Source organism: Leptospira stimsonii, from assembly GCF_003545885.1.
Classification (GTDB): domain Bacteria; phylum Spirochaetota; class Leptospiria; order Leptospirales; family Leptospiraceae; genus Leptospira; species Leptospira stimsonii.
The window spans coordinates 411,134-431,272 of record NZ_QHCT01000002.1 but is presented as its reverse complement, the minus strand read 5'-3'; the positions used below and the strand labels follow the sequence as shown (position 1 = coordinate 431,272).

The 20,139-nt window shown below is 45.1% G+C and carries 16 protein-coding genes and 1 pseudogene; 10 read left to right on the top strand and 7 right to left on the bottom strand.

Annotation, left to right across the window (positions count from 1 at the left end):
* Window positions 1–162 precede the first annotated feature (162 nt).
* The 3 genes from DLM75_RS10150 to epsC all read left to right on the top strand — a co-directional run bounded on the left by DLM75_RS10150 (window position 163) and on the right by epsC (window position 2,568).
* Window positions 163–927: an SDR family oxidoreductase gene (locus DLM75_RS10150; RefSeq protein ID WP_118968382.1), complete on the top strand. Its 765-nt coding sequence runs from the start codon at window positions 163–165 to the stop codon at window positions 925–927.
* A 51-nt stretch (window positions 928–978) separates the two neighbouring features.
* Entirely contained in the window at window positions 979–1,455 is a 477-nt protein-coding gene (locus DLM75_RS10145; protein WP_118968381.1) for a winged helix-turn-helix transcriptional regulator, read from the top strand.
* Between the two features lie 201 nt (window positions 1,456–1,656).
* Entirely contained in the window at window positions 1,657–2,568 is a 912-nt protein-coding gene (gene epsC / locus DLM75_RS10140) for a serine O-acetyltransferase EpsC (RefSeq protein WP_118968380.1), read from the top strand.
* A gap of 62 nt (window positions 2,569–2,630) precedes the next feature.
* Here the strand turns inward: epsC and DLM75_RS10135 are convergent, their stop codons facing one another.
* Together DLM75_RS10135 and DLM75_RS10130 are read right to left on the bottom strand one after the other, a co-directional pair.
* Window positions 2,631–4,349 carry a family 2A encapsulin nanocompartment cargo protein cysteine desulfurase gene (locus tag DLM75_RS10135; RefSeq protein WP_118968379.1) on the bottom strand — a complete coding sequence of 573 codons (1,719 nt, stop codon included), beginning with the start codon at window positions 4,347–4,349 and terminating at the stop codon, window positions 2,631–2,633.
* Window positions 4,336–5,346, bottom strand: coding sequence for a family 2A encapsulin nanocompartment shell protein (locus DLM75_RS10130; protein WP_241547877.1), 1,011 nt, complete (start codon window positions 5,344–5,346; stop codon window positions 4,336–4,338). Before DLM75_RS10130 ends, DLM75_RS10135 begins: the two co-directional genes overlap by 14 nt.
* Window positions 5,347–6,400: 1,054 nt before the next feature.
* Between DLM75_RS10130 and DLM75_RS10120 the strand changes: the two genes are divergently transcribed.
* From DLM75_RS10120 to DLM75_RS10110, 3 genes are all read left to right on the top strand, one after another.
* Window positions 6,401–8,620, top strand: coding sequence for a PAS domain-containing sensor histidine kinase (locus DLM75_RS10120; protein WP_118968592.1), 2,220 nt, complete (start codon window positions 6,401–6,403; stop codon window positions 8,618–8,620).
* Window positions 8,621–8,657: 37 nt separating this feature from the next.
* Window positions 8,658–9,065, top strand: a complete 408-nt coding sequence (locus tag DLM75_RS10115) for a nuclear transport factor 2 family protein (RefSeq protein ID WP_118968377.1) — start codon at window positions 8,658–8,660, stop codon at window positions 9,063–9,065.
* A 102-nt stretch (window positions 9,066–9,167) separates the two neighbouring features.
* The gene (locus DLM75_RS10110; RefSeq protein ID WP_118968376.1) at window positions 9,168–9,731 is read left to right on the top strand and encodes an NADPH-dependent FMN reductase; all 564 of its coding nucleotides are present in this window, start codon (window positions 9,168–9,170) and stop codon (window positions 9,729–9,731) included.
* A 74-nt stretch (window positions 9,732–9,805) separates the two neighbouring features.
* Here DLM75_RS10110 and DLM75_RS10105 read toward each other — a convergent pair whose 3' ends face one another.
* The 3 genes from DLM75_RS10105 to DLM75_RS10095 form a co-directional block, all read right to left on the bottom strand.
* Window positions 9,806–10,678 (bottom strand): alpha/beta hydrolase, encoded by an 873-nt coding sequence (locus DLM75_RS10105; protein WP_118968375.1) that lies wholly within the window; start codon window positions 10,676–10,678, stop codon window positions 9,806–9,808.
* 353 nt (window positions 10,679–11,031) lie between these two features.
* On the bottom strand, window positions 11,032–11,511 hold the full coding sequence (locus DLM75_RS10100) for a hypothetical protein (RefSeq protein WP_118968374.1): 480 nt from the start codon (window positions 11,509–11,511) through the stop codon (window positions 11,032–11,034).
* 62 nt (window positions 11,512–11,573) lie between these two features.
* Window positions 11,574–12,194, bottom strand: a complete 621-nt coding sequence (locus tag DLM75_RS10095; protein WP_118968373.1) for an adenylate/guanylate cyclase domain-containing protein — start codon at window positions 12,192–12,194, stop codon at window positions 11,574–11,576.
* A gap of 296 nt (window positions 12,195–12,490) precedes the next feature.
* On the opposite strand from DLM75_RS10095, the pseudogene DLM75_RS10090 reads away from it, so the two are divergent.
* Window positions 12,491–13,180: pseudogene (locus DLM75_RS10090) on the top strand (SDR family oxidoreductase); the annotation flags it as partial.
* Window positions 13,181–13,249: 69 nt separating this feature from the next.
* Window positions 13,250–14,692 (top strand): M20/M25/M40 family metallo-hydrolase, encoded by a 1,443-nt coding sequence (locus DLM75_RS10085; RefSeq protein ID WP_118968371.1) that lies wholly within the window; start codon window positions 13,250–13,252, stop codon window positions 14,690–14,692.
* Window positions 14,693–14,734: 42 nt separating this feature from the next.
* On the opposite strand, the gene DLM75_RS10080 is transcribed toward DLM75_RS10085, so the two are convergent.
* A complete protein-coding gene (locus tag DLM75_RS10080) occupies window positions 14,735–16,243 on the bottom strand; it encodes a di-heme oxidoreductase family protein (protein WP_118968370.1) in 1,509 nt (502 codons plus the stop codon).
* A gap of 21 nt (window positions 16,244–16,264) precedes the next feature.
* Window positions 16,265–17,806 (bottom strand): RCC1 domain-containing protein, encoded by a 1,542-nt coding sequence (locus DLM75_RS10075; protein WP_118968369.1) that lies wholly within the window; start codon window positions 17,804–17,806, stop codon window positions 16,265–16,267.
* Between the two features lie 189 nt (window positions 17,807–17,995).
* On the opposite strand from DLM75_RS10075, the gene DLM75_RS10070 reads away from it, so the two are divergent.
* Entirely contained in the window at window positions 17,996–19,480 is a 1,485-nt protein-coding gene (locus DLM75_RS10070) for an NADase-type glycan-binding domain-containing protein (RefSeq protein ID WP_118968368.1), read from the top strand.
* Between the two features lie 2 nt (window positions 19,481–19,482).
* Complete coding sequence (gene lsa20 / locus DLM75_RS10065; protein ID WP_429945456.1) at window positions 19,483–20,082, top strand: LIC11469 family lipoprotein adhesin Lsa20; 600 nt, start codon at window positions 19,483–19,485, stop codon at window positions 20,080–20,082.
* Window positions 20,083–20,139: the final 57 nt, after the last annotated feature.

Below are 20,139 nucleotides of genomic sequence, written 5' to 3'. Positions count from 1 at the left end.
TCCTTTTTGCGAGGGAAGGTGGCTTTTATTTTCCATAAAAGTCGCCTTCCCTCGCTTTTTTATTAAGGAAGGCGAAAAAGAATAGAAAAGTGGTTGCAAAATTAAACTAGAATGAGTTCAACGAAGTAGTTGCTTATTTAAACTAGAATTTGCGAGGATGATATGAGATTTAAGGATAAAGTAGTTTTAATCACCGGTGGAAACGGCGGGATCGGCTTTGCGACTGCAAAGTTATTCGTAGAAGAAGGGGCGAGAGTGATCATAACCGGAAGAGACCAGTCGACACTCGATTCTTCCGTGAAGATATTGGGACAAAAGGCGCGAGCGTTTCGAGCCGACGTTCTTAACAAGGATGAACGAGACGTTCTATTCAATGCAATTCGAGAAGAATTCGGAACCTTAGACGTCGTCTTTGCTAACGCGGGAATTATGAAACCGACACCGATCGGTTCAACGGCAGAAGATACGTTTGATGAGATTCTTCGTGTGAATGTAACCGGCGTGTTTATGACGATACAATCCGCGCTTCCACTTTTAAAAAGAGGTTCTTCGATTATTTTGAACGGTTCCATCATCAGTACGATCGGTGCGCCCGGAACATCGGCATACGCGGCGAGTAAAGCCGGCGTTCGTTCGATGACGAGAGTTCTTGCCGCTGAGTTGAGCTCGAAGGGAATTCGTATTAATATAGTCGTTCCCGGAGCTACAAGGACCGCGATCTGGGGTAAAACGGAAGCGGCTAACGAAAGGCTGGATAAGATCAGCGCCTCCATTCCCCTTCATAGAATCGGAGATGCGGAAGAGATTGCGAAGGCGGTTTTGTTTCTTTCCTCGGAAGAATCTTCTTATATTCAAGGAGCGGAGATCGTCGTGGACGGCGGGTCCAGTAGTCTACCGGCAGGCGCGCCGATTTATCTTGCCAAGTAAGTTGAATCTCTTAGTTCTATCTTAAACTCGGAGAAGGGAGGGAACATTTACGTGAAGCGCAAAAATCTAGAGGAAGACGATTGCCCGATCGCACGTTCCCTCTCCGAGATCGGAGAGTGGTGGTCGCTCCTGATCTTAAGGGATGCGTTCTTAGGGAAACGAAGATTCGGTGAATTCGAAAAGAGTTTAGGACTTGCAAAGAACATTCTTACGTCCCGTCTTCAAAAAATGGTTTCTCACGGTATATTAGAAATTGCTCCCGCGTCGGACGGAAGCGCCTATCAGGAATATGTCCTTACACAAAAAGGAAAGGATCTTTTTCCCATTCTTGTTTCTCTCAGACAATGGGGTGAAAGATATCTTTTCGATTCTCAAGGGACCAACCAGATTCTCGTGGACGAAATCAATCAAAAACCGATCCGCAAGATCGAAGTCAGGTCCCATGATGGAAGGGAACTCAAACCGAAAGACGTGAAACTTCTTTTTTTAGATACAAAACGGAAAACAAAGCCGGCGAAAAAAAAGTAGAGGATCGATTTATATCGAACCTGTTTCTTATTTTCGAGTAAAAGGAGAAAGATAGAGGAGAACAAAAAACATTCAAAATTTGTAAAATATTTTCAGAGAATGTAAAAGATCTTTTTCATTGGTGAAAAATGGGATTTCACAAGGGAATCTACGAATCATTCGTTGTTTGACAAGTGTTCTAACAAAAGGAAATCAATTCCAATGGCCGAAAATCAGTTCAGTCCTTCTCATTTTGGAATATCTCCGGAAGAGACTCGGTATAAAAGATTCGTAGAATCGATCTATCAAAAGCAAAACGAGGATCCGCATCGTTATGGCGGTCGGAAAGTTGCGCGGAATTTTATCAGCGAACTTTTTAATATCATTTTTGCGGGGTATTTTTCGGATCTTGTATTTCGAGATATCGCTCACGTGGAAGACAATCTTTCCGTTTTTTTTCTTCAAACCAAAAGTAAACTTTATCCCTATCTTTCCAGTCAGGAATCGTCTTTTTCTGAACATCTTACGATCGACGGAGTTTTGGAAAAGTTCAAGGACGAACTACCTTCCCTTTATGAGATGATTTGGCATGATGCGATCGCCGCTTTTGAAGGGGATCCTGCGGCAGAGAGTGTCAAGGAGGTCATCCTCGCGTATTCCGGTTTTTATGCGATTGCGGTTCACCGTGTTGCTAACGTTCTTCATCGGATCGGAGTTCCGATCTTTCCTAGAATGTTAAGCGAATATGCGCACGAGAAGACGGGAATCGATATTCATCCGGGTGCGCAGATAGGGAGATCCTTTTTTATGGATCACGGGACTGGAATTGTGATCGGCGGAACCTCGGTTATCCATGACAACGTTAAAATTTATCAGGGTGTCACCTTAGGCGCGTTATCCGTAAGTAAAGATATGGCTCTTCTCAAAAGGCATCCTACGATCGAACAGAATGTGATTATCTACGCGGGTGCTACCATATTGGGAGGAGATACTGTGATCGGAAGGAATAGTATTATCGGCGGAAACGCTTGGCTTACTCACGGCGTTCCACCATATTCTATCGTGAATCAGAAAAACGACGTTCGCGTGCGTACCTCAAAAGAATTGGACGACGTAATCGATTTTACGATTTGATATCGTCTAAAACGAAATCCGTTCCGATTATTCGATCGGAACGGATTCTATATTAGGTAAATTTAAAGTGGCCCCGCCGTTCTTCCTCCCCGCAAATCAAAGAGCGCATTTATGAGCGCGTCGATATCTTCGCAGGTATTATAGAGAGCCAAAGAAGGTCTTACCGTACTTTCCAAACCGAAACGACGAAGAATCGGTTGTGCACAGTGATGTCCGGATCTTACAGCGATTCCTTCCTGATTCAAAAAACGTCCTACGTCTTCCGTCTTGAATCCGTCCAGGACGAAGGAGAGAACTCCGGCCTTTTCTTTGGCGGTTCCGATCAGACGTAGGCCGGGAACTCTTTGCAATTGGGTCGTACCGTATTCCAAAAGGGAATGTTCGTAGTCCGCAACGTTCTGCATTCCGATCTGATTCAAATAATCGATCGCGGCCCCGAGTCCGACTGCGTCGGCGATGTTTCCGGTTCCCGCTTCGAATCGGAATGGGGCAGGTTGATAGACCGTCTTTTCGAAGGTCACGTCTTCGATCATATTTCCTCCTCCTTGCCAAGGAGGCATGGAGTCTAGAACTTCCGACTTACCGAATAAAACTCCGATTCCAGTGGGCGCAAAAACTTTGTGTCCTGAAAATACGTAGAAGTCGCAATCGAGAGCTTGTACGTCGATCGGCATGTGTGAGACGGCCTGAGCTCCGTCCAAAAGAACTTTCGCTCCATATCGATGCGCCTGTTCCACCATTTGAGCGGCGGGAGTAACGGTGCCTAACGCGTTCGAAACTTGAGTGAGTGACACGAGTTTTGTTCTCGGACTCAAGAGCCTTTCATACTCGGTCAGGATTACTTGTCCTAACTCGTCCACCGGAACCACTTTGAGTCTCGCTCCCTTTTGTGCGCAGAGCATTTGCCAGGGGACGATGTTTGCGTGGTGTTCCAACCAAGTGATGATGATCTCATCGTCTTTTCCGATATTTTTGACACCCCAGGTTTGAGCCACGAGATTGATCGCTTCCGTCGCCCCTCTTACGAAGACGATCTCTTTTGTGGAGGACGCATTCAAAAATTTGGAGGTCTTTTCTCTTGCGGCTTCGTACGCGTCAGTCGCTTTTGCGGCTAACGTGTGCGCACCTCTGTGGATATTCGAATTTTCGTGTTCGTAGAAGGCTGAGATCCGATCGATTACGCTCTGAGGTTTGTGAGTCGTTGCCGCGTTGTCGAGCCAAACGAGATCTCTTCCGTTTACTTTTTCCTTGAGAATCGGAAAGTCTATTTTTAAGGAAGCGATATCGAACTTCCCGGAAGAAATCTCTATGTTAGGAATTCCGTTTGGTTGAAAACTAAACGGATCGTTCATCTGAATCCCTTGAGCTTGCGGAACAAAAGAACGGATGTCCTCTAAAAAGGAAAACGAGGTTGAAAAGGTAGGCGCTGGGATACCCGCATTTGTCGGAGTCAATCCTCCTGGAAAAGAAGGGAGGCTCGTTCCCGGAAGAAATTCTTCCGGGATCCTTTTGTAATCCGATTCCTTAAAATCTAAACCATAACCGTTTTGTAGAATTTTTCCCGCATCGAGTGGAGTCGAAGTCTGCGCCTGCGGTTTCGAAGAAGAGACTTGATTCGTAAGAATCAATTCCTCCACTCCACCTCCGTTCGTCGGAAGCGGACCGAAGAGTTCACCAGCTAACGATGCTAAGACGCTCGGATCGATCGGGCCTTGCAACTCTTTCCCTCCAAGGTTGGAAAAGTCAGATAGATTTACGGAGAAAGGATCACTTATACTCATGATAGTTGCCTACGTCGACATTCTCCAAAACTCCGATAGCGTCATCGGTAAGAATGGCCGCGGAGCAATAAAGAGAAATCAAATAGGATCCGATCGCGGAACGGTTGATCCCCATAAAACGAACCGAGAGTCCGGGCGTTTGTTCTCCCGGAAGGCCGGGTTGAAATAGTCCGATCACACCCTGTTTTTTCTCGCCCACTCTCAGAAGAAGAATGTTTGTCTTTCCTTCGGTCGATTTCGGTTTGCTTTCTCCGTTCACCAAAAGTTTATCGCAAGGAATAATCGGAAGTCCTCTCCAAGTTAGAAATTGAGCTCCGAAAAGGGAAACGGTAGCGGGAGGAACACCTCTGCGTGTACATTCTCTCCCGAACGCCGCGATCGCTAAAGGATGTGCCAAGAAGAAGGAAGGCTCTTTCCATACTTTCGTAATGAGTTCGTCCAAGTCGTCCGGGGTAGGTGGTCCTTTGCGAGTGGAAATTCTTTGATTCTTGGATGCGTGTTTCAGAAGACCGTATTCGTCGTTGTTGATGAGTTCGTTTTCCTGACGTTCTTTTACGCTTTCGATTGTTAAGCGAAGTTGCTCTTTGATTTGATCGTGTGGGGTGCTGAACAGATCGGATACTCTCGTGTGGACGTCGAGAACTGTGGAAATTGCACTGAGAGTGTATTCCCTCGGTTGTTCTTCATAGTTCACGAAGGTTTCCGGTAGAGGTTGTTCGTCCTTCTGTCCGCACAGAACGTCCACGCTCGTGTTGTCCTTGACTCGGTTGACTCTGAGTGTTCCGGATTCAAGCGGCTTCCAGTCTAAGAATCGTACGAGCCAGCGTGGCGTAATCGCTCCGTACTGGGGTGCGGTTTTGGTTGTGTTCGCTAATTTGCGTGCGGCGTTATCGCCGAGGGAATGTTGTACGGTCGTATCAGCCATGCCGATGTCTCCTAATTTTAAAAATCCAGTTCGGACTTTTTTTTGAACATTGAGTTTCTTATTTACAGACAAACCATATCGACTTCATTCTTTAAATCGAATGCATAGAATATTGCACATTTGTATAATATATTATGGATTCTTTAAGTCTTTAAATTTTTAGTCAATAATCGCCTTGAATGCGTTTTCATGCTTATTATCCGCTCTCAAAATGAAAATCATTTTTTAAATGTTTTGTTTTGTTTATGTATTTTTTTGAGGAATTGAGTTTGATGAATAGTATATTATATAAATCGCATACTCTCTTTTCTTTTGGATGCGGATCTTTCCGTTTTATAATTCATCTGTTTCCGTTTTGAGAAAGGAAAACGTTTATAAGAAGAATAAAGATCTATTATAAAGGAATTTGTTTCTTTCTTTGTTTATTGATGAATTTATAACGAAGGCTTCTTTCGTTATCTAAGAATTGAATCGTTTCTTGTGGAAATTCTTTCTTTGGACGCAAGCTCTGATCGTAAGAAGATTCCTTGCGGAATGACGAAACTTGCGTTTTCGATTTACATTCACCAGAGGATTCGAAAGCCTTCTTCTTCGTTCAAAAGGAAAGTGAAAAGAATTTTCTTTTAGAAACACAAAACGAACTCTTTTCTATGTTCAAACGTATCTCCTTGCGTAGAACGTGCTTCCATTGTATGGAAAATGGAATCCGATTTTACACAATTTGGAAACGCGAGGAGGATTCGATTCTTGTTTTGGTTTCGTGGATCTCGAACGCTTTGCACGAACATTCTTCGCAAAAGAGAACGATCAAAGAACGAAAGATCTTGTTTGGAAAAGGAGGAGGTCCTTCTGCGTCCATTCTTATTAAGTTAAGAAAGGTTCAAATGGATCGACCAAGTCCTCACGAGAATCGGAAAAAAGATCCGGAATCTTTTGATACTTTGCAACTTCGAGTCGAATTTTGTTTTCTCTAAAAACGTGTGCGAAAGCAATGGAAAACGAATTCTTTGGACTTTTGCGCTTGACCGTTCCTTCCATCGAATCGAGAATCTACGGCGTTTCAACCGGTCCTTTTTATTGATTAGGCAAAGGAAAACGGAATGAAATCTTCAGTTTGAAAGCAACGATGATCCATATCCTTCAGACCATTTTAGAACAGGCGAACGCTGGGTATTGGGAAAAGAATTTTCTGAAAGACACGAGTTATCTTTCACCGGCTTGGAAATCCATGCTCGGTTATGAAGATTTTGAATTGGAAGATTCGATTCGTGCCTGGCAGTCGCTTATATTACCTGAGGATATAGATCTCATTCGAGACGAATTCCAAAATTATCTCAGAGCAAATACCAATCAACTCTATGAGACCGATATTCGTTTTCGACATCGAAACGGATCGATCGTCTGGTTTCGATGCACGTGCAAACTTGTGGAAGTCGACTCTGACGGAAAGCCGGTTCTCATGTTAGGAACGTATTTCAATATCACCGAATCGAAACGAATCGAATCCGAATTGAAACTTACTTTGGATCGCCTCGCGCTTGCAACGAAAGCCGCGAAAGTCGGAATCTGGGATTTGGATCTGATCGATGACCGTCTTTCTTGGGACGAGGCAATGTATGCATTGTATGGTGTGAAAGCAGATACCTTTTCCGGCGCTTATGCGGCTTGGGAGTCAGGCCTTCATCCCGAAGATTTGGAACGCTGTAGAATCGAACACAAAAATGCCCTGGAAGGAATCAAAGATTTTGATATGGAGTTCCGCGTCATTTGGCCGGACGGATCCGTTCGACATATCAAGGCGATCGCAATCGTTCAGAGAATGGCTTCGGGTAAACCGTTTCGAATGGTTGGAACAAACTGGGATATCACCGAACATAAAAACGCGGAAACCGCGTTGAAGGAAAGTTACGAATTAACAAAGGTCTTTATCGAAAAAGCGCCTTCGGCGATCGCGATGTTCGATACGAACATGTGTTATATGGCGGCCTCTCAACAATGGTTGGCTGACTACGGATTAATCGGAACCGAAATAATCGGACATTCTCATTATGAGATTTTTCCGGAGATCGGAGAAGAATGGAAACAGATCCATGCGGAATGTTTGAACGGAAAGGTTCAACGAAGAGATGAAGAATTATTCGTTCGCAGAGACGGAAGTTCTCAGTGGATCATCTGGGAAGTTCGCCCCTGGTATCGGGCACAGAACGAAGTGGGCGGCATTCTAATGTACACCGAGGACATCAGTGCGCTGAAATACAAAGAGTTTGAAAGAAGTCGGCTGGAGGAAATTCTAACCCGAACAAACGAGGCGGCGCAAATCGGTTCCTGGGAATTGGATCTGGAAACCAATACAAGAGTCTGGAGTAAAGTGACTAAGAAGATTTTCGAATTGCCGGAGGACCATATTCCTACCAGTGAGGATGTGGCCCGTTTTTTTAAGAATGAATCCGAGAGAAAACGATTCGCGGACATAGTTGCCGAATCGATCGAAACGGGAAAACCATTCGATTTCGAAGGAGAAATCGTTACGGATAAGGGGAACGTTGTTTGGACCCGTTCGATCGGGAAACCGGAATACCTGAACGGAAAGTGTATCCGTGTTTCCGGAACCTTTCAAAATATACAGGAACAAAAAGAAAGGGAACTGGCGCTCCAGGGAACTTTGAAAATCGTAAACGATCAAAACGAAAGACTATTAAATTTTGCTCATATTGTTTCGCACAATCTCCGTTCTCACGCGGGAAATATCACGATGCTTCTTAAAATATTGGATGAGGCAACGACGGAATCCGAAAAGGAGGAGATGATCCGTTATATCGAAAAAGCCTCGGACAGTTTGATGGATACGGTTCTGAATCTGAACGAAGTCGTTTCGATTCAGACGAATAAGAATATTCAAAATACAGAAATTTCTCTTCGCGATTATATAGAGAAGGTATCCCAAACGATCAGCGGAGAGATACAGAAATACAATGTCCGGATTCAAAACCTGGTTTCGGAATCGGTAAGAGTAAAGTGCAATACGTCCTACATGGAAAGTATTCTTCTAAATTTTTTGACCAACGCGATCAAATACAGACATCCGGAGAGAAATCCCGAAATCACACTCAACGCAGAGCGGCAAATGAATCGTCTTGTTTTGAGTATACAAGACAACGGACTTGGAATCGATCTGAATAAAAACGGAGATAAACTTTTTGGAATGTACAAAACGTTTCATAATAATCGTGACTCAAAAGGAATCGGACTTTTTATCACAAAAAATCAGGTGGAAGCGATGGGAGGAAGAATCGAAGTGGAAAGTGTTTTAAATCAGGGAACAATCTTTCGGATTCTCTTTCTCTAAATTGTAAAATGAAATTCGGAAAACGAAGAGGAAATGAATGAATCTTGAAGAGAATAAGCAGATCGTAAGAAACTACTTTCAAAGAATGAACGACAAACAATTTTCTCAAGCAGTAGAATTGTTAAGCGACGATCTGATCTGGTGGATTATAGGTAGAACTAAGATTTCGGGTAAGAATGATAAACGAACCGTCCAACTCGGCTTCAAACTACTACACAGGACGTTTTCCGATTTCCATTTTATACTCCACGACTTTACTGCCGAAGAAAATCGTGTTTCTCTGACAGCGGAATCGAAAGGAAGGCATTCGAACGGAAAACTCTACAACAATCACTACCATTTTCTTTTTACGATCGAAAACGGAAAGATACAAAGCGCAAAGGAATATCTAGACACGGAACACGCGATTTGGATCGAACAACCCGAAACCGAGTCAATCACTTAAGAGACGGAATGAATGGGAGTGTAAATCTGACAGGAAAGAATCGTAACTTTTGAAAATATTTTTTAGCCCGTTATTCTGTTGAGTCAATCTAACAACTACACTATGAAAATTCTCGCGATTTCCGGAAGCCTCCGGTTTCAATCAACAAACTCCGCATTACTTCGTGCCATCGCAAAAGTGGCTCCTCCCGAAATGGAAATCATCACCTACGAAGAATTAGGTGAACTTCCTCATTTTTCTCCGGATATCGACGGAGAACGTTCACCGGAAGTGGTGGTGCGTTACCGGGAAGCGCTCCATAACGCGGACGGTGTTTTGATCTGCACTCCGGAATACGCGCATGGAATTCCGGGTGTGTTAAAAAATTCCTTGGATTGGGTGGTCGGCTCGGGAGAATACGTGGATAAACCGGTGATGGCTTTAAGCGCGTCTCCTTCTTATATGGGTGGTGATAAAGCGCACGCCTCTCTGCTTCAAACCCTTCGTGTGATGAATGTAACGGTTGTAGATCCTGCCTCTTTTTGTGTTACACTCGCGCGTAAAAAAATGAACGAGCAGGAAGAACTCGTGGATACGGAAACGAAGGAAACCTTTCGAAACGCGTTTGCCGATTTTGCGAAGGCGATTCACTTGTCCCTCGAAAAAAACGCGGCAAAAGAGGCGTAACGGATTCAGAGCCTCAGGCAATGCTCTTTGCAAAAACAAAGAGAAAAACAAAAACAAAGGCATCGGAATTTTTATTATTTTCTTTTCTTCGGTTTTGCCTTCTTTTTAGGTTTGTTTTTCGTTTTTTTAGAGACGGTTTTCGTTTTGGAAACCGTCTCCGGTGAAAGATAGGACTCGATTCTTTTTGCAACATTCTCCCATCCTTCGTCGAGCATGAGATTGTGACCCATATTCTCAAAAATTTCCGGTTTCACTTCGTATGCTTTCGCGGTGAGAGCCACTTCCCAAGGCGGAAAAAATCTGTCTTTCCCTCCGCCAATCACCAAGAGAGGAGTTTTGATCTTTTTGGTTTTAGGAAGAGAAAGAATCAACATTCCTAAAAAGGCAAAAAAGGATTCGTCTTGAAGACGAGAAGCGTAGTGGAACGCTTTTGTGTCGCTTAACGATTTCGAAAAGAAAAGTTCCTGACTCAGTTTCGGATCTTCGACGAGCGGAAATAGGGAAAGAGTCGCGAGCACGCGCAAAAAACGAATCGGATGTTTGAACAAAAGCTCCAACGTGATTCTAAAAACGCCGTAAGGAGGAACGCTCGCAAGTAAAACGGCTTTCGGAACATGAGCTGTTTCTAATGTTTTTTGCACGACCAACCCGCCCATAGAATGACCGACTAACACCGTGGAGGGCGGGAGTTGATCCAAAACTTTTCGGACGTCTTGAACATAGTTTCCGATCGAGGTCCAACGAAATGAACCGATACTCGGGCTTTTGCCATGACCTCTGAGATCCAGGGTATAAACGTCGTGTCCCGCTTTTTGAAAATAAGGCACAAAATTCTCCGTCCAACACCAGCCTCCGTGCCAGGCTCCGTGAACGAAAAGGATCGGCGGTTTTCCGGAAGAGGATGTTTTTGAGGACTTTATCGCAGGATTGGATTCGTAGTGGACCATAGGGTGATGAAATCTCCTCGATCCTCGTAAGACTGCAACGAAAAAACGCTGAATCGTTTTATGAGAATTTAGAAATGGAGTTTTAAAACGGCATAAAACGCGTGTTTGTCGAGACGGGATCCGCTTGTGATTCTTCCTAAAAAAGAAACTCGCGACCGGAAAATCTACATTCTTTCTGAGAACGGTTCTTGAAAACGAATTCGGTCGTAGAATCCGCGTAAGAACGACGTTTGTATCCGAGTTGGAGAGAAAAGAAAAGTGGCATAGGGGGTTTCCCTATGCCGTCTCATAGTTTGAGATTTGAGTGTGAGGGGAATATTAAAAATATTCAGTGTTTTGGACGTTTCTCCCGATTAGAGAGGGCACCGTTTGTTATAAGACCCTTGGATTAATTTTTCTCCCTTATTGGCGAGGTCGGGAAACAAACGAATGTTTACACCGTATCGTTTTTGCGCGTCTTCCAGTTTACGCAAACAAATGGAAACTTCTTCCGATTCAGCGCCTTTGGCTCTTTCGACTTTTTCACATTCACATTTGGTTTCGCCAAGTACGGTTGCATATTCAACAAGCGAGGCGACCTGCGAATCCGACTTCGTTTTACAATTTGCGAAAAGAGTCATCATAAAGAAGATACAAAAAAGAGAGAGGAAAATTCTCATTCTCAAGTCCTTACTGAATTCCGAATGAATCAAGGTTTTCCGAAAGATCGATTTTAAACTCACTTGTAACGAGACAAAAGAAAAACGATCCTGGAACTCTCTGATCAAATTCTCATTCGAGAAAGGAGTCAAGGAAGAATCCGCTTCCCTGTGGTTTCTAACGAAGATTGACATAGGGTCTTTCACCCTATGTCGGGAAGAGACAAAAATCTACATTCTAAAATTAGAATATAGATTTAGTAAACGAGTCGATACGCTTTCGGGGTTCCGGCCGGTGCCTCCGGTAATTCCTCAAATCGAAGGTGTTTTTCACGGACCTGTTCGAAAACCGATTGAGTGACGAGAATCTCTCCGGCATCCGCGGTATCCTCTCCGAGTTTACTCGCGGTGTTTACTTCGGATCCGAATACGTCCGAATCTCCGATTTTTAAAACCTTTCCGAAGCCGAGTCCGACGCAGAGAAGAATTTTTTCTTCCGGAATCTTGTCTTGGTTGTAGTGTACGAGAATCTGTTGCATCTTGATCGCAGATTCGATTCCCTTTCCGACGTTTCGAAAGATCACGAGAAAGCTGTCGCCTTCGGACTTCAAAAGAATTCCGTCGTGATCTTCGATGATCGGGATAAGAATTCTTTCGGATTCGTGAATGGTTTGTAAAAAATGAATGATCCCGAATCGTTCGACTCCTCTGGAAAAACCGGAAAGATCCGTGAACATCACGCACCATTCTTCGCCGAATAGGTCCCAGATTCTCTGATCGACTTTCGCCTTGTCCGCTCCGGGTTGCAATCGGTCCTGGATCAATTTTTCCAGCCTGTCTTCGGAAGCGCTCGCTCCGATCGTTCTTCGAAATGCCATAAAACCTCGTTGGAGAATTTAGAAATGAATTCCTGACGGAATTTAGAATCCAAACGTTCTACCCAGAATTATCTTTCTGTCAACGGGAAACTCAGATCAAACTCTCGATCGAAGGCGAAGCAGGGAAAGGATCCGGATAGGAATTTGTTATATTAGAATAAATTCTTTTATATAAGAATATTTTCTTGCTAAGTTTGAATCTTCCGATTCTTTGACGGATAATCTATGGTAGAAATTCTTAAAACTTCCGGAGGAGTTCCTCAAAAGAAGGGGCGTTCGTCGTCGGGTTCGACGTCGCAAAACAACTTTCCTATCCCGCATATACGTTAGGCAATACCGACGAATTGGAAAGTCTGAAAAAGGAAGTCGAAGGACTTGGATCAAAAGCTCTCGTTTTTCAAGGCGATGTAAGAAATGACGCGGATATACAAAAGGCAGTTCAGGGAACGTTAGACGCTTTTGGAAGAATCGACATACTATTTAACAACGCAGGGATTTGCGCCTACGGACTCGCGCATGAACTTACGGAGGAAGCTTGGGATTCTATGATCGATATCAACCTCAAGGGAGCGTGGCTTGTGGCGAGACGAGTCATTCCGATTCTGATAGCTCAAAAGTCCGGGGTGATCATCAATAATTCTTCGATCGCGGGCCTGAGAGGAATGAATCGTTTGTCTCACTATGCCGCTTCGAAGTGGGGACTTGCGGGTCTTACCAAATCTTGGGCGATCGAACTCGCGCCCCACGGAATTCGGGTGAATTCCATCCATCCGACCGGAGTCAATACGCCGATGAACGATGGCCTTGCCTTTTTAGAAGGAGCCACACCGCAGGAAATCGCGGAACGTTCCGCTGGAAATTTGCTCCCGGTCCCTTGGATCGAAGTTGAGGACGTCGCGGAAGCGGTCCTGTATTTGAGTTCTAAGAAGAGCCGTTATGTAACGGGAGCGCAACTCGTTTTAGACGCAGGTCTTTTGACACGCTGAAGAATTTAGATCGATAAAAATTCGAACGAAGATAAGGTTGTCTCTTCTATAAAAGCTGGACGGTGAGTTATGATTCTCCTTCGTTTTCCGTTGTGGATCTTATGTTTTGTTTCGATCGGTTGTTTTTATTCTTCTCCGATTCGAACGATTCCCCTCAAACAGAATTCGGTTTCGGTAAACTGGGAGGAAAGAACGAAGGAAGCGGTTCGAATCCTTCAGGATTTGATCCGTATTCGAACGGAAAGAAAAAACGAAATCGAAGTCGTTCGTTATCTGCAAGCGCTTTTACAGAAAGAAGGGATTCCTTCCAAGATCTACGCTTCGAAAGAACATCCGGAACACGCAAACCTGGTCGCGGTTTTGGAACCGAAAAAGCCAAGTTCCCTCAAAGGAGTCATATTAGGAAATCATAGCGACGTCGTGGAAGCGGACGATTCGGAATGGACCGTTCCTCCCTTTTCCGGACAAATCGTAGACGGAAAAATTTACGGTAGGGGCGCTTTGGATATGAAGGGTCTCGCTGTGATGCAACTCGTCGCGTTCTTGGAATTGAAACGTTCCAATGTCGAGTTGAATCGGAAGGTAATGTTTCTTTCTCTCGCGGACGAAGAAAGCGGAAGCCTCTGGGGCGCCCGTTATATGGCGAAAGAACATAGAAGAATATTCGAAGATTATGATACGATGTTAAACGAAGGAGGCGTCGCCACGAAGGACGTGGGGATCCCGGGCTCTACGATCTTTAACATTCAATATGCGGAAAAAGGGAACCTCTGGATAAAACTCAAAGCGAAAGGGCAGGGCGGTCACGGAAGCGCTCCGACTTCCGATTACGCGACCCTGAACCTGATCCGATTTTATGAGGAAGTTTTGCGTTACGACGTCGGAGTGAGAATCACAGAAGAAACGAGGGCATATTTTTACCAACTCGGAACGGTCGCCTCTTTTCCCGTCTCCTTCTTTTTAAAGAACGCTTCCAATCCTTTGATCCGTCCTTTTCTTACGGGAACTCTGAAAAAGAGCAAACATCTCTCCGCGATGACGAGCAACACAAAAGCGATCACCGGAATCCAAACCTTAGAAGGGGAAGGATATAACGTTCTTTCCGGAGAAACATTAGGAAAATTGGATATTCGGGTTCTTCCCGGTTTTGATACGAAAGAATATTTCGAAAAGATTCGAGGGATCGCAAAAAAATATTCGATCGAAGCGGAGATCATAGACGAGATCGGTCCGGACGATTCTCCGCTGGAAGACGAACTCTTTCAGATTCTTGCGAGCGTAAGCGTTTCCAAGGTTCCGGGGAGCGTCGCCGCACCATTTATGTCCTCCGGAAAGACGGATAACGCGAGATTTAGAAGAATCGGGATTCGTTGTTACGGACTCAACCCCGCAATCCTGACTTCGAAGGATACGGAAACTCTTCACGGAAAGGACGAAAATATCAGCGTCGAAAATTTGAAATTGGGTTCCGAGATTCTTTTTGAAACCCTCTACCAATATACGACCCCGTAACCCTGCTTCGGCGCGAAAGGGATTTTAAGGCTTCCGGATCGTTTATAGGGATTTCAAAAAGTTGAGTAGATGTGTCCGTTCGCGGATGTCCAATCCTAAAAAGTAATTTTTACTTTTTTCGGCTTCTCCACCATGCCAAAGGATCGCCTCGCTCAAGTCTCGAGCCCTACCGTCGTGAAGATAACGAGTGTGGCCGTTCACTACTTCAAAAAGACCGATTCCCCAGAGAGGAGGCGTTCTCCATTCTCTTCCTGTCGCTTCTTCGTCCGGCCTTTGATCCGCGAGCTCTTCACCCATGTCGTGTAACAATAGATCTGTATAAGGTCGGATCGTTTGGTTTGATAGTTCAGGAAAACCGGCATTTGTAGAAGTTAATATTTTTGGAATATGACAATTCTTGCAATCGGCCTTGAAAAAGATTTCCTTTCCGGAGAGAACGCTCGCGTTGTTCGCTTTCCTTCTCGCTGGGACGGATACCAACTTCATGTAGTTTGTGATCGCGTCGATTTTTGACTGAGGAACTTCCGGATTTCCTCCGTTCACAGAGGTTTGGCATTGAGTTTGATTTGGAGTGCAGTTTTCAACGGGAAAAAGAGGGGACGTGATTCCAAAATCTCCTAAAAATGCGGCGGAATTCTGACGGATCAAACTCGGGTTATTCGCCTTCCAACCGAATCTTCCCAATGCGAAACCCGTGTCGTTGAGGTTCGCAATCCAATTCGGTCTTCCGGATATTCCGTCTCCGTTTTGATCGGACGGATCGGAAAAAGAAAGAATCGTCGCCTCGGGAATCGCCTCCAGAAGTCCGAGCCCGATGACTTGTTGCGGAACTCGAAGAGACGTTTTGACGTCGTTCGCAAGGGGACCGTATCCTAAATTCGAAAAATGGAATATAGGAGAACGAAGACGATAGACGGTTCCGTCTTTGAATTTTCCCTCGAATTCCTGGTAAGTTAGGGTAACACTTCCTTCCTTGGAAACGCCGGGAACCGAATTCGGTTGGAATTGACCTCCATACTGCGGATCGGGAGAATGAGAATCGGAACCGGTACTCAAACGGACGAGACTGAATGTCAACGGTTCATCTTCTTCCTCAAGAGCTCTTCCGTTTGCGAAGTGACAGCTAACGCAAGAATTGGAATGAAAGAATGGTCCGAGTCCGTCCCGATCCGGAAGCGTGGACGAAAATCCGGGAGTCCAGGGAACTTCGAAAACCGCTTGTCCGACAGTAAATTCCGAAATCACGTTCAAAGAAGAATTCGGAGCAAATTGTCGAAAGGAGGAACTTCCGGAAAAGAAGTTCGTCATTTTGAGTCCGCCCTGGTATTCTTCTCCCTCTTCGTAATCCCAAGGATGGGAAGAGGGTAGATTGGAAAGCACTAATAAAACGGCTCCGAGCTCGAAACAAGAAGAATCGGACGAGCAAACGTCATTCTTTTGGGACTCACATCCTGTGCAGAAAAAAAAGAGCAAAATAAAAAAGCAAAACCGGATTCTCCCCAAAAAAAAGGTCAGAGAGAAGATTCGGTCCGGATCGATTCTAAGTTTCATATACATTCGAAAATTAAAATATTAAGGAAAACTGATGGAAACGGGTGTCGAAGCTCCCCAGTTCGTCTGAAGATCGGGCCTTCCCAGGGATCCTTTGAAATTCCAACCCCAGCCGTAGACGGAACCGTCTCCCAAGAGAGCAAAGTTGTGAGTCGCGCCGCACCCGAAATGGACCAACCCTTTGATGCCGATGACCGCATTTCCCGGTGAATAGAGTTTGGCCGTGGTCGTTTCGCCGATACCGAGATTGGCGGTCGTTCCGTTGGCTCCCCAGCCTTTCACGGTTCCGTCGTTTAACACCGCGAAACTTTGAGTTCCGCCCGCCCATACGGATGCAACATTTTGAATATTCAAAACTTCGGTTGGAGTCGCGGTAGGTCCGGGAGAGCCGCTTCCGCCGATTCCGAGTTGTCCGCTCGCGTTGAGCCCCCAAGCGAAAACCCTTCCGTCCGAACGAAGCGCAAGAAGATGATCCCTTCCGTTCGCGATTTGTTTGATTCCGCTCAGTCCCGGAACTTTTTGCGGAGTGGAATGGATTGTGGTCGAAGTGTCGATCCAACCGTTTCCGAGATTTCCATACTGGTTTCTTCCCCAGACAAAAACCTCGCCTTGAGACGTCAGAGCCGCGGAATGTTGAGAACCGGCTATGACTTGGATCACGTCGTTCAAACCGACGACGGCAACAGGAGAGGTGGAAATCGTTGTCGCGGACATTCCCGTTGCTCCGTTTCCTAACTGACCGACGTTGTTTAATCCGAAGGCAAGGAGTGTTCCGTCCGATTTTAAGACGAGCGCGTGATCAAAACCGAAAGCGCCCGAGACCGCGTCTTGGATGCCGGGCACTTCCGTAGGAGGAAGTCTGGTTCCCGCGTTGGAAGGGGTGGGCGGGTCCGTATTGTTGTTTCCGATTCCCAATTGTCCGTTTGCATTCGTTCCCCAGGTAAAGACCTTACCGTCCTTTCGAATCGCCATCGAATTGTTTTGTGTAAAGTGGAGACTCGAAACGGTTCCAATCGAATTCAACTTTGTGATAAGGTCGTTGATTCCGTCTCCGGTCGAAACTCCCGTTCCTAATTGACCGTAATTGTTTCTGCCCACCGTGTAGACGTCTCCGTCTTTTAAGAATCCGGAGTGAGCCGCACCCGCGGTGAGTTTTGTACCGAAGTAAACACGAATTTCCTTTTGTAGGATCTCCCCGTTCGAACGCTTCCAACGGAAGAGAATCGAATTTTCACCATTCTTCGGTTTGAAAGCCGGGATTTTCACCAAATTCTTCTCGGAAGAAGAATCGAGTGAAGCCGCGTTTACGAAAGCGACCGGTTCGTCGTTACGCAGAACCTCCAAGGATCCGGGCTCGTTGACCGAAATCGTCGGTTCCAATTGATAGACCGGAACGATTTCTCCGTCTTTGGGGGAAAGGATCTCGAAGGAAGCGGAAGGAGTTGCACTGACCGGACCGAGGGCCAGACCCAAGGAGGCGAGAGTGTTTTCGCCTGAAGATTTTTCTCCACAGCCCAAGATCCAGAAAAGACTAAAAAGGAAGAGCGTTGTTTTGAATTTCATAAGTCCCTATATTCATTGATATTAAGAATGATTCTCAATATCAATCTAGCCATACAAAAGAATGCGAGTAGTGCGTCAAGAATTTCTTCCCGACCAAAGGGAGTCGAAATCATCTTCGGATTCCTTTGCATTTGACAGAGCGGGGAAGACACTTAAACTCGTGCAAATTCTTTCCTGGAGAATTCATCGATGAATCGTATCCCGACTTTTTTTATTTCGATCCTTCTTTTCGCATTCTGTCTTTGGAATTGTAAAAAAGAATTGAGCGTTTCCATGGCGACTTCCACTTCCCTGAGCGATAAGCTCGCTTTTGCCGCGTTAGGCGGTAGTTCCTGGAAACCCGAGGACGGAGCGGAATTCGTAAAAATGCATTTCTACCCTGACGAAGGTTTTCAATTGAAAAAAGTGGAAGTGGATTCCTGCAAAGGTGAATTCAGCGACGCGGTCACCGCTTACATTAACTTCGATGAGCTGAGCGCCTCTGCGACGTTAAGCGGAACCAAGGCGATCGTCTCCTTTGAGAAACCAGTCTATTCCCGATCGGTCACGATCAACTTTAGAAAGAACAAAGATCTTTGTATCGGAGAAATTCGATTTTATGACGAAAGAGACAAACCATTCTCCCTCAAACTTCCTAAGATCGTGGAAGGTTCCGCAAAAGCATCCGAAACCGCCAATCCGGTTTTGTCTTATGACGTGATGAATCTTTTCGATTCCCGTTACGAATACGCCTGGGCTTCGGATAAAAAGGGAAAGGGAGTCATTCTCGATTTCAAATTCAAAGAACCGCAAAAAATCAATTCGATCAAGATTTGGAACGGTTATCAAAGATCGGATCAACACTGCTATTCGAACGGACGACTCAAGGCCGCGACTCTTACGGGGGACAACGGTTACGTTCAGAAAATCAAAGTGCAGGATATTCTCGGTCCTCAAGAGATCGCTCTGGAAAAAACCTTCGAAGGCGCTTCCCTTCGTCTTACGGTCGATGATATCTACGCGGGAAAAATGTACAAAGGATTAGTGCTCAGCGAGATTCGTTTTGGAATGGATAAGAATTGGATTCTTATCAATCCGATTTCGAGGTCGCAGAGTATCGCACGGCAGAATCATCTTCAATTCACTCCTCCCGATTTGGATACGATACTCAATCACGGGCTAAGAGGTTCTGAGGTTTCCGCACTTCCGGAAGAAGTTCAAAGTACGGAAACGATCGCGCAAGCGGAGCCGGTAGCCGGCGCCTCAACAACGGAGGAAACGAACGGTGTAAGAATCGAATCCAATTGGTCCTTGAGAATGCGTTCGGACGGATCCTTTTTTATGGAAGGAGATACCCAGGATCAAAAAAGCGATGATATGGGTTATGTGAATAAGACGAGCAAGTTTTACGCGATCGGAAATTACGAAGTCAAAGAATCTTCCGCGGACTCGTTGAAACTTAGGGTATTCGGGTATATGCGAAAATACTCATCTTCCTTCGAGGAAAAATACGGGGACATGGATTGCAATGGTTGTGGAAGAGATTGTAACATGGGGGAAACCGACCCGGATAAAAAGGAAATCATCTTTCAGGATTTTATCACGATCAAAAAATTAAACGGAAATATTTACGTTCAAAACACGAGTCCAAGTCGCAAACTCGACTTCAAAACTTTGGAGATGGCCCTGGAGTGAAGTTGTTTCGAATCGTAAGCGCATTTGTCGTTTTCTTTTTTCTGATCTTTGATTGCAAAAAAGAATCTTCCGGTTCCGATTCACAAAAATTGGAACCGTTGGAAAGTGATCCCAATCGACAAATGCAGGTTTCGATTCTTTGGGAGAAAAAAAGATTCCCGTTCGAGATGGAACTTTTCGAAGGAGCTTCCCAAAGACCGGTCGATCTCTGGTCGACTGGAACGGTCAAAGAACTTTCGGATGCGCCTGTTTCCGTCCCGATCCCCGGATACGATCTGTATCTCAAACCCGGTTCCAAAAAAAAATTCGTCTTGGTCGTGCGGAACAAGAGTGATCGTGATTTTTACTTTTTTGCGGCCCCACATTCGATGGAACCTCCGGAAAGTTCCCTCGGCTTCAAGTTCAAATGTCTTTGTATCAACCACGCGTTTTATATTCCTCCGGGAGAAATTTGGTATCGAGTCGTGGAATTAAGAACCGGAGGGGAAGCCATGGGAAAAGAATTAAAAATTTCTCATACACTTGTCGGGATGGACGAGGAAAGAATCCGGATCTATCAAAAAAGAATCGGTTCGGGTACTTCTTCTTCGAGCGACGATTGAATGACTTTATAAAACAAACTAGGATCTGAGTTTCTTATGAGTGTTTCTCCTTCTCCT

What these genes read in the sequence shown, in the direction of transcription:
- DLM75_RS10150 (WP_118968382.1), top strand. Translation starts at nt 163, where the DNA reads ATGAGATTTAAGGATAAAGTAGTTTTAATCACCGGTGGAAACGGCGGG.
- epsC (WP_118968380.1), top strand. Translation starts at nt 1,657, where the DNA reads ATGGCCGAAAATCAGTTCAGTCCTTCTCATTTTGGAATATCTCCGGAA.
- DLM75_RS10135 (WP_118968379.1), bottom strand. Translation starts at nt 4,349, where the DNA reads ATGAGTATAAGTGATCCTTTCTCCGTAAATCTATCTGACTTTTCCAAC.
- DLM75_RS10120 (WP_118968592.1), top strand. Translation starts at nt 6,401, where the DNA reads ATGATCCATATCCTTCAGACCATTTTAGAACAGGCGAACGCTGGGTAT.
- DLM75_RS10115 (WP_118968377.1), top strand. Translation starts at nt 8,658, where the DNA reads ATGAATCTTGAAGAGAATAAGCAGATCGTAAGAAACTACTTTCAAAGA.
- DLM75_RS10110 (WP_118968376.1), top strand. Translation starts at nt 9,168, where the DNA reads ATGAAAATTCTCGCGATTTCCGGAAGCCTCCGGTTTCAATCAACAAAC.
- DLM75_RS10105 (WP_118968375.1), bottom strand. Translation starts at nt 10,678, where the DNA reads ATGGTCCACTACGAATCCAATCCTGCGATAAAGTCCTCAAAAACATCC.
- DLM75_RS10100 (WP_118968374.1), bottom strand. Translation starts at nt 11,511, where the DNA reads ATGTCAATCTTCGTTAGAAACCACAGGGAAGCGGATTCTTCCTTGACT.
- DLM75_RS10095 (WP_118968373.1), bottom strand. Translation starts at nt 12,194, where the DNA reads ATGGCATTTCGAAGAACGATCGGAGCGAGCGCTTCCGAAGACAGGCTG.
- DLM75_RS10085 (WP_118968371.1), top strand. Translation starts at nt 13,250, where the DNA reads ATGATTCTCCTTCGTTTTCCGTTGTGGATCTTATGTTTTGTTTCGATC.
- DLM75_RS10080 (WP_118968370.1), bottom strand. Translation starts at nt 16,243, where the DNA reads ATGAAACTTAGAATCGATCCGGACCGAATCTTCTCTCTGACCTTTTTT.
- DLM75_RS10075 (WP_118968369.1), bottom strand. Translation starts at nt 17,806, where the DNA reads ATGAAATTCAAAACAACGCTCTTCCTTTTTAGTCTTTTCTGGATCTTG.
- DLM75_RS10070 (WP_118968368.1), top strand. Translation starts at nt 17,996, where the DNA reads ATGAATCGTATCCCGACTTTTTTTATTTCGATCCTTCTTTTCGCATTC.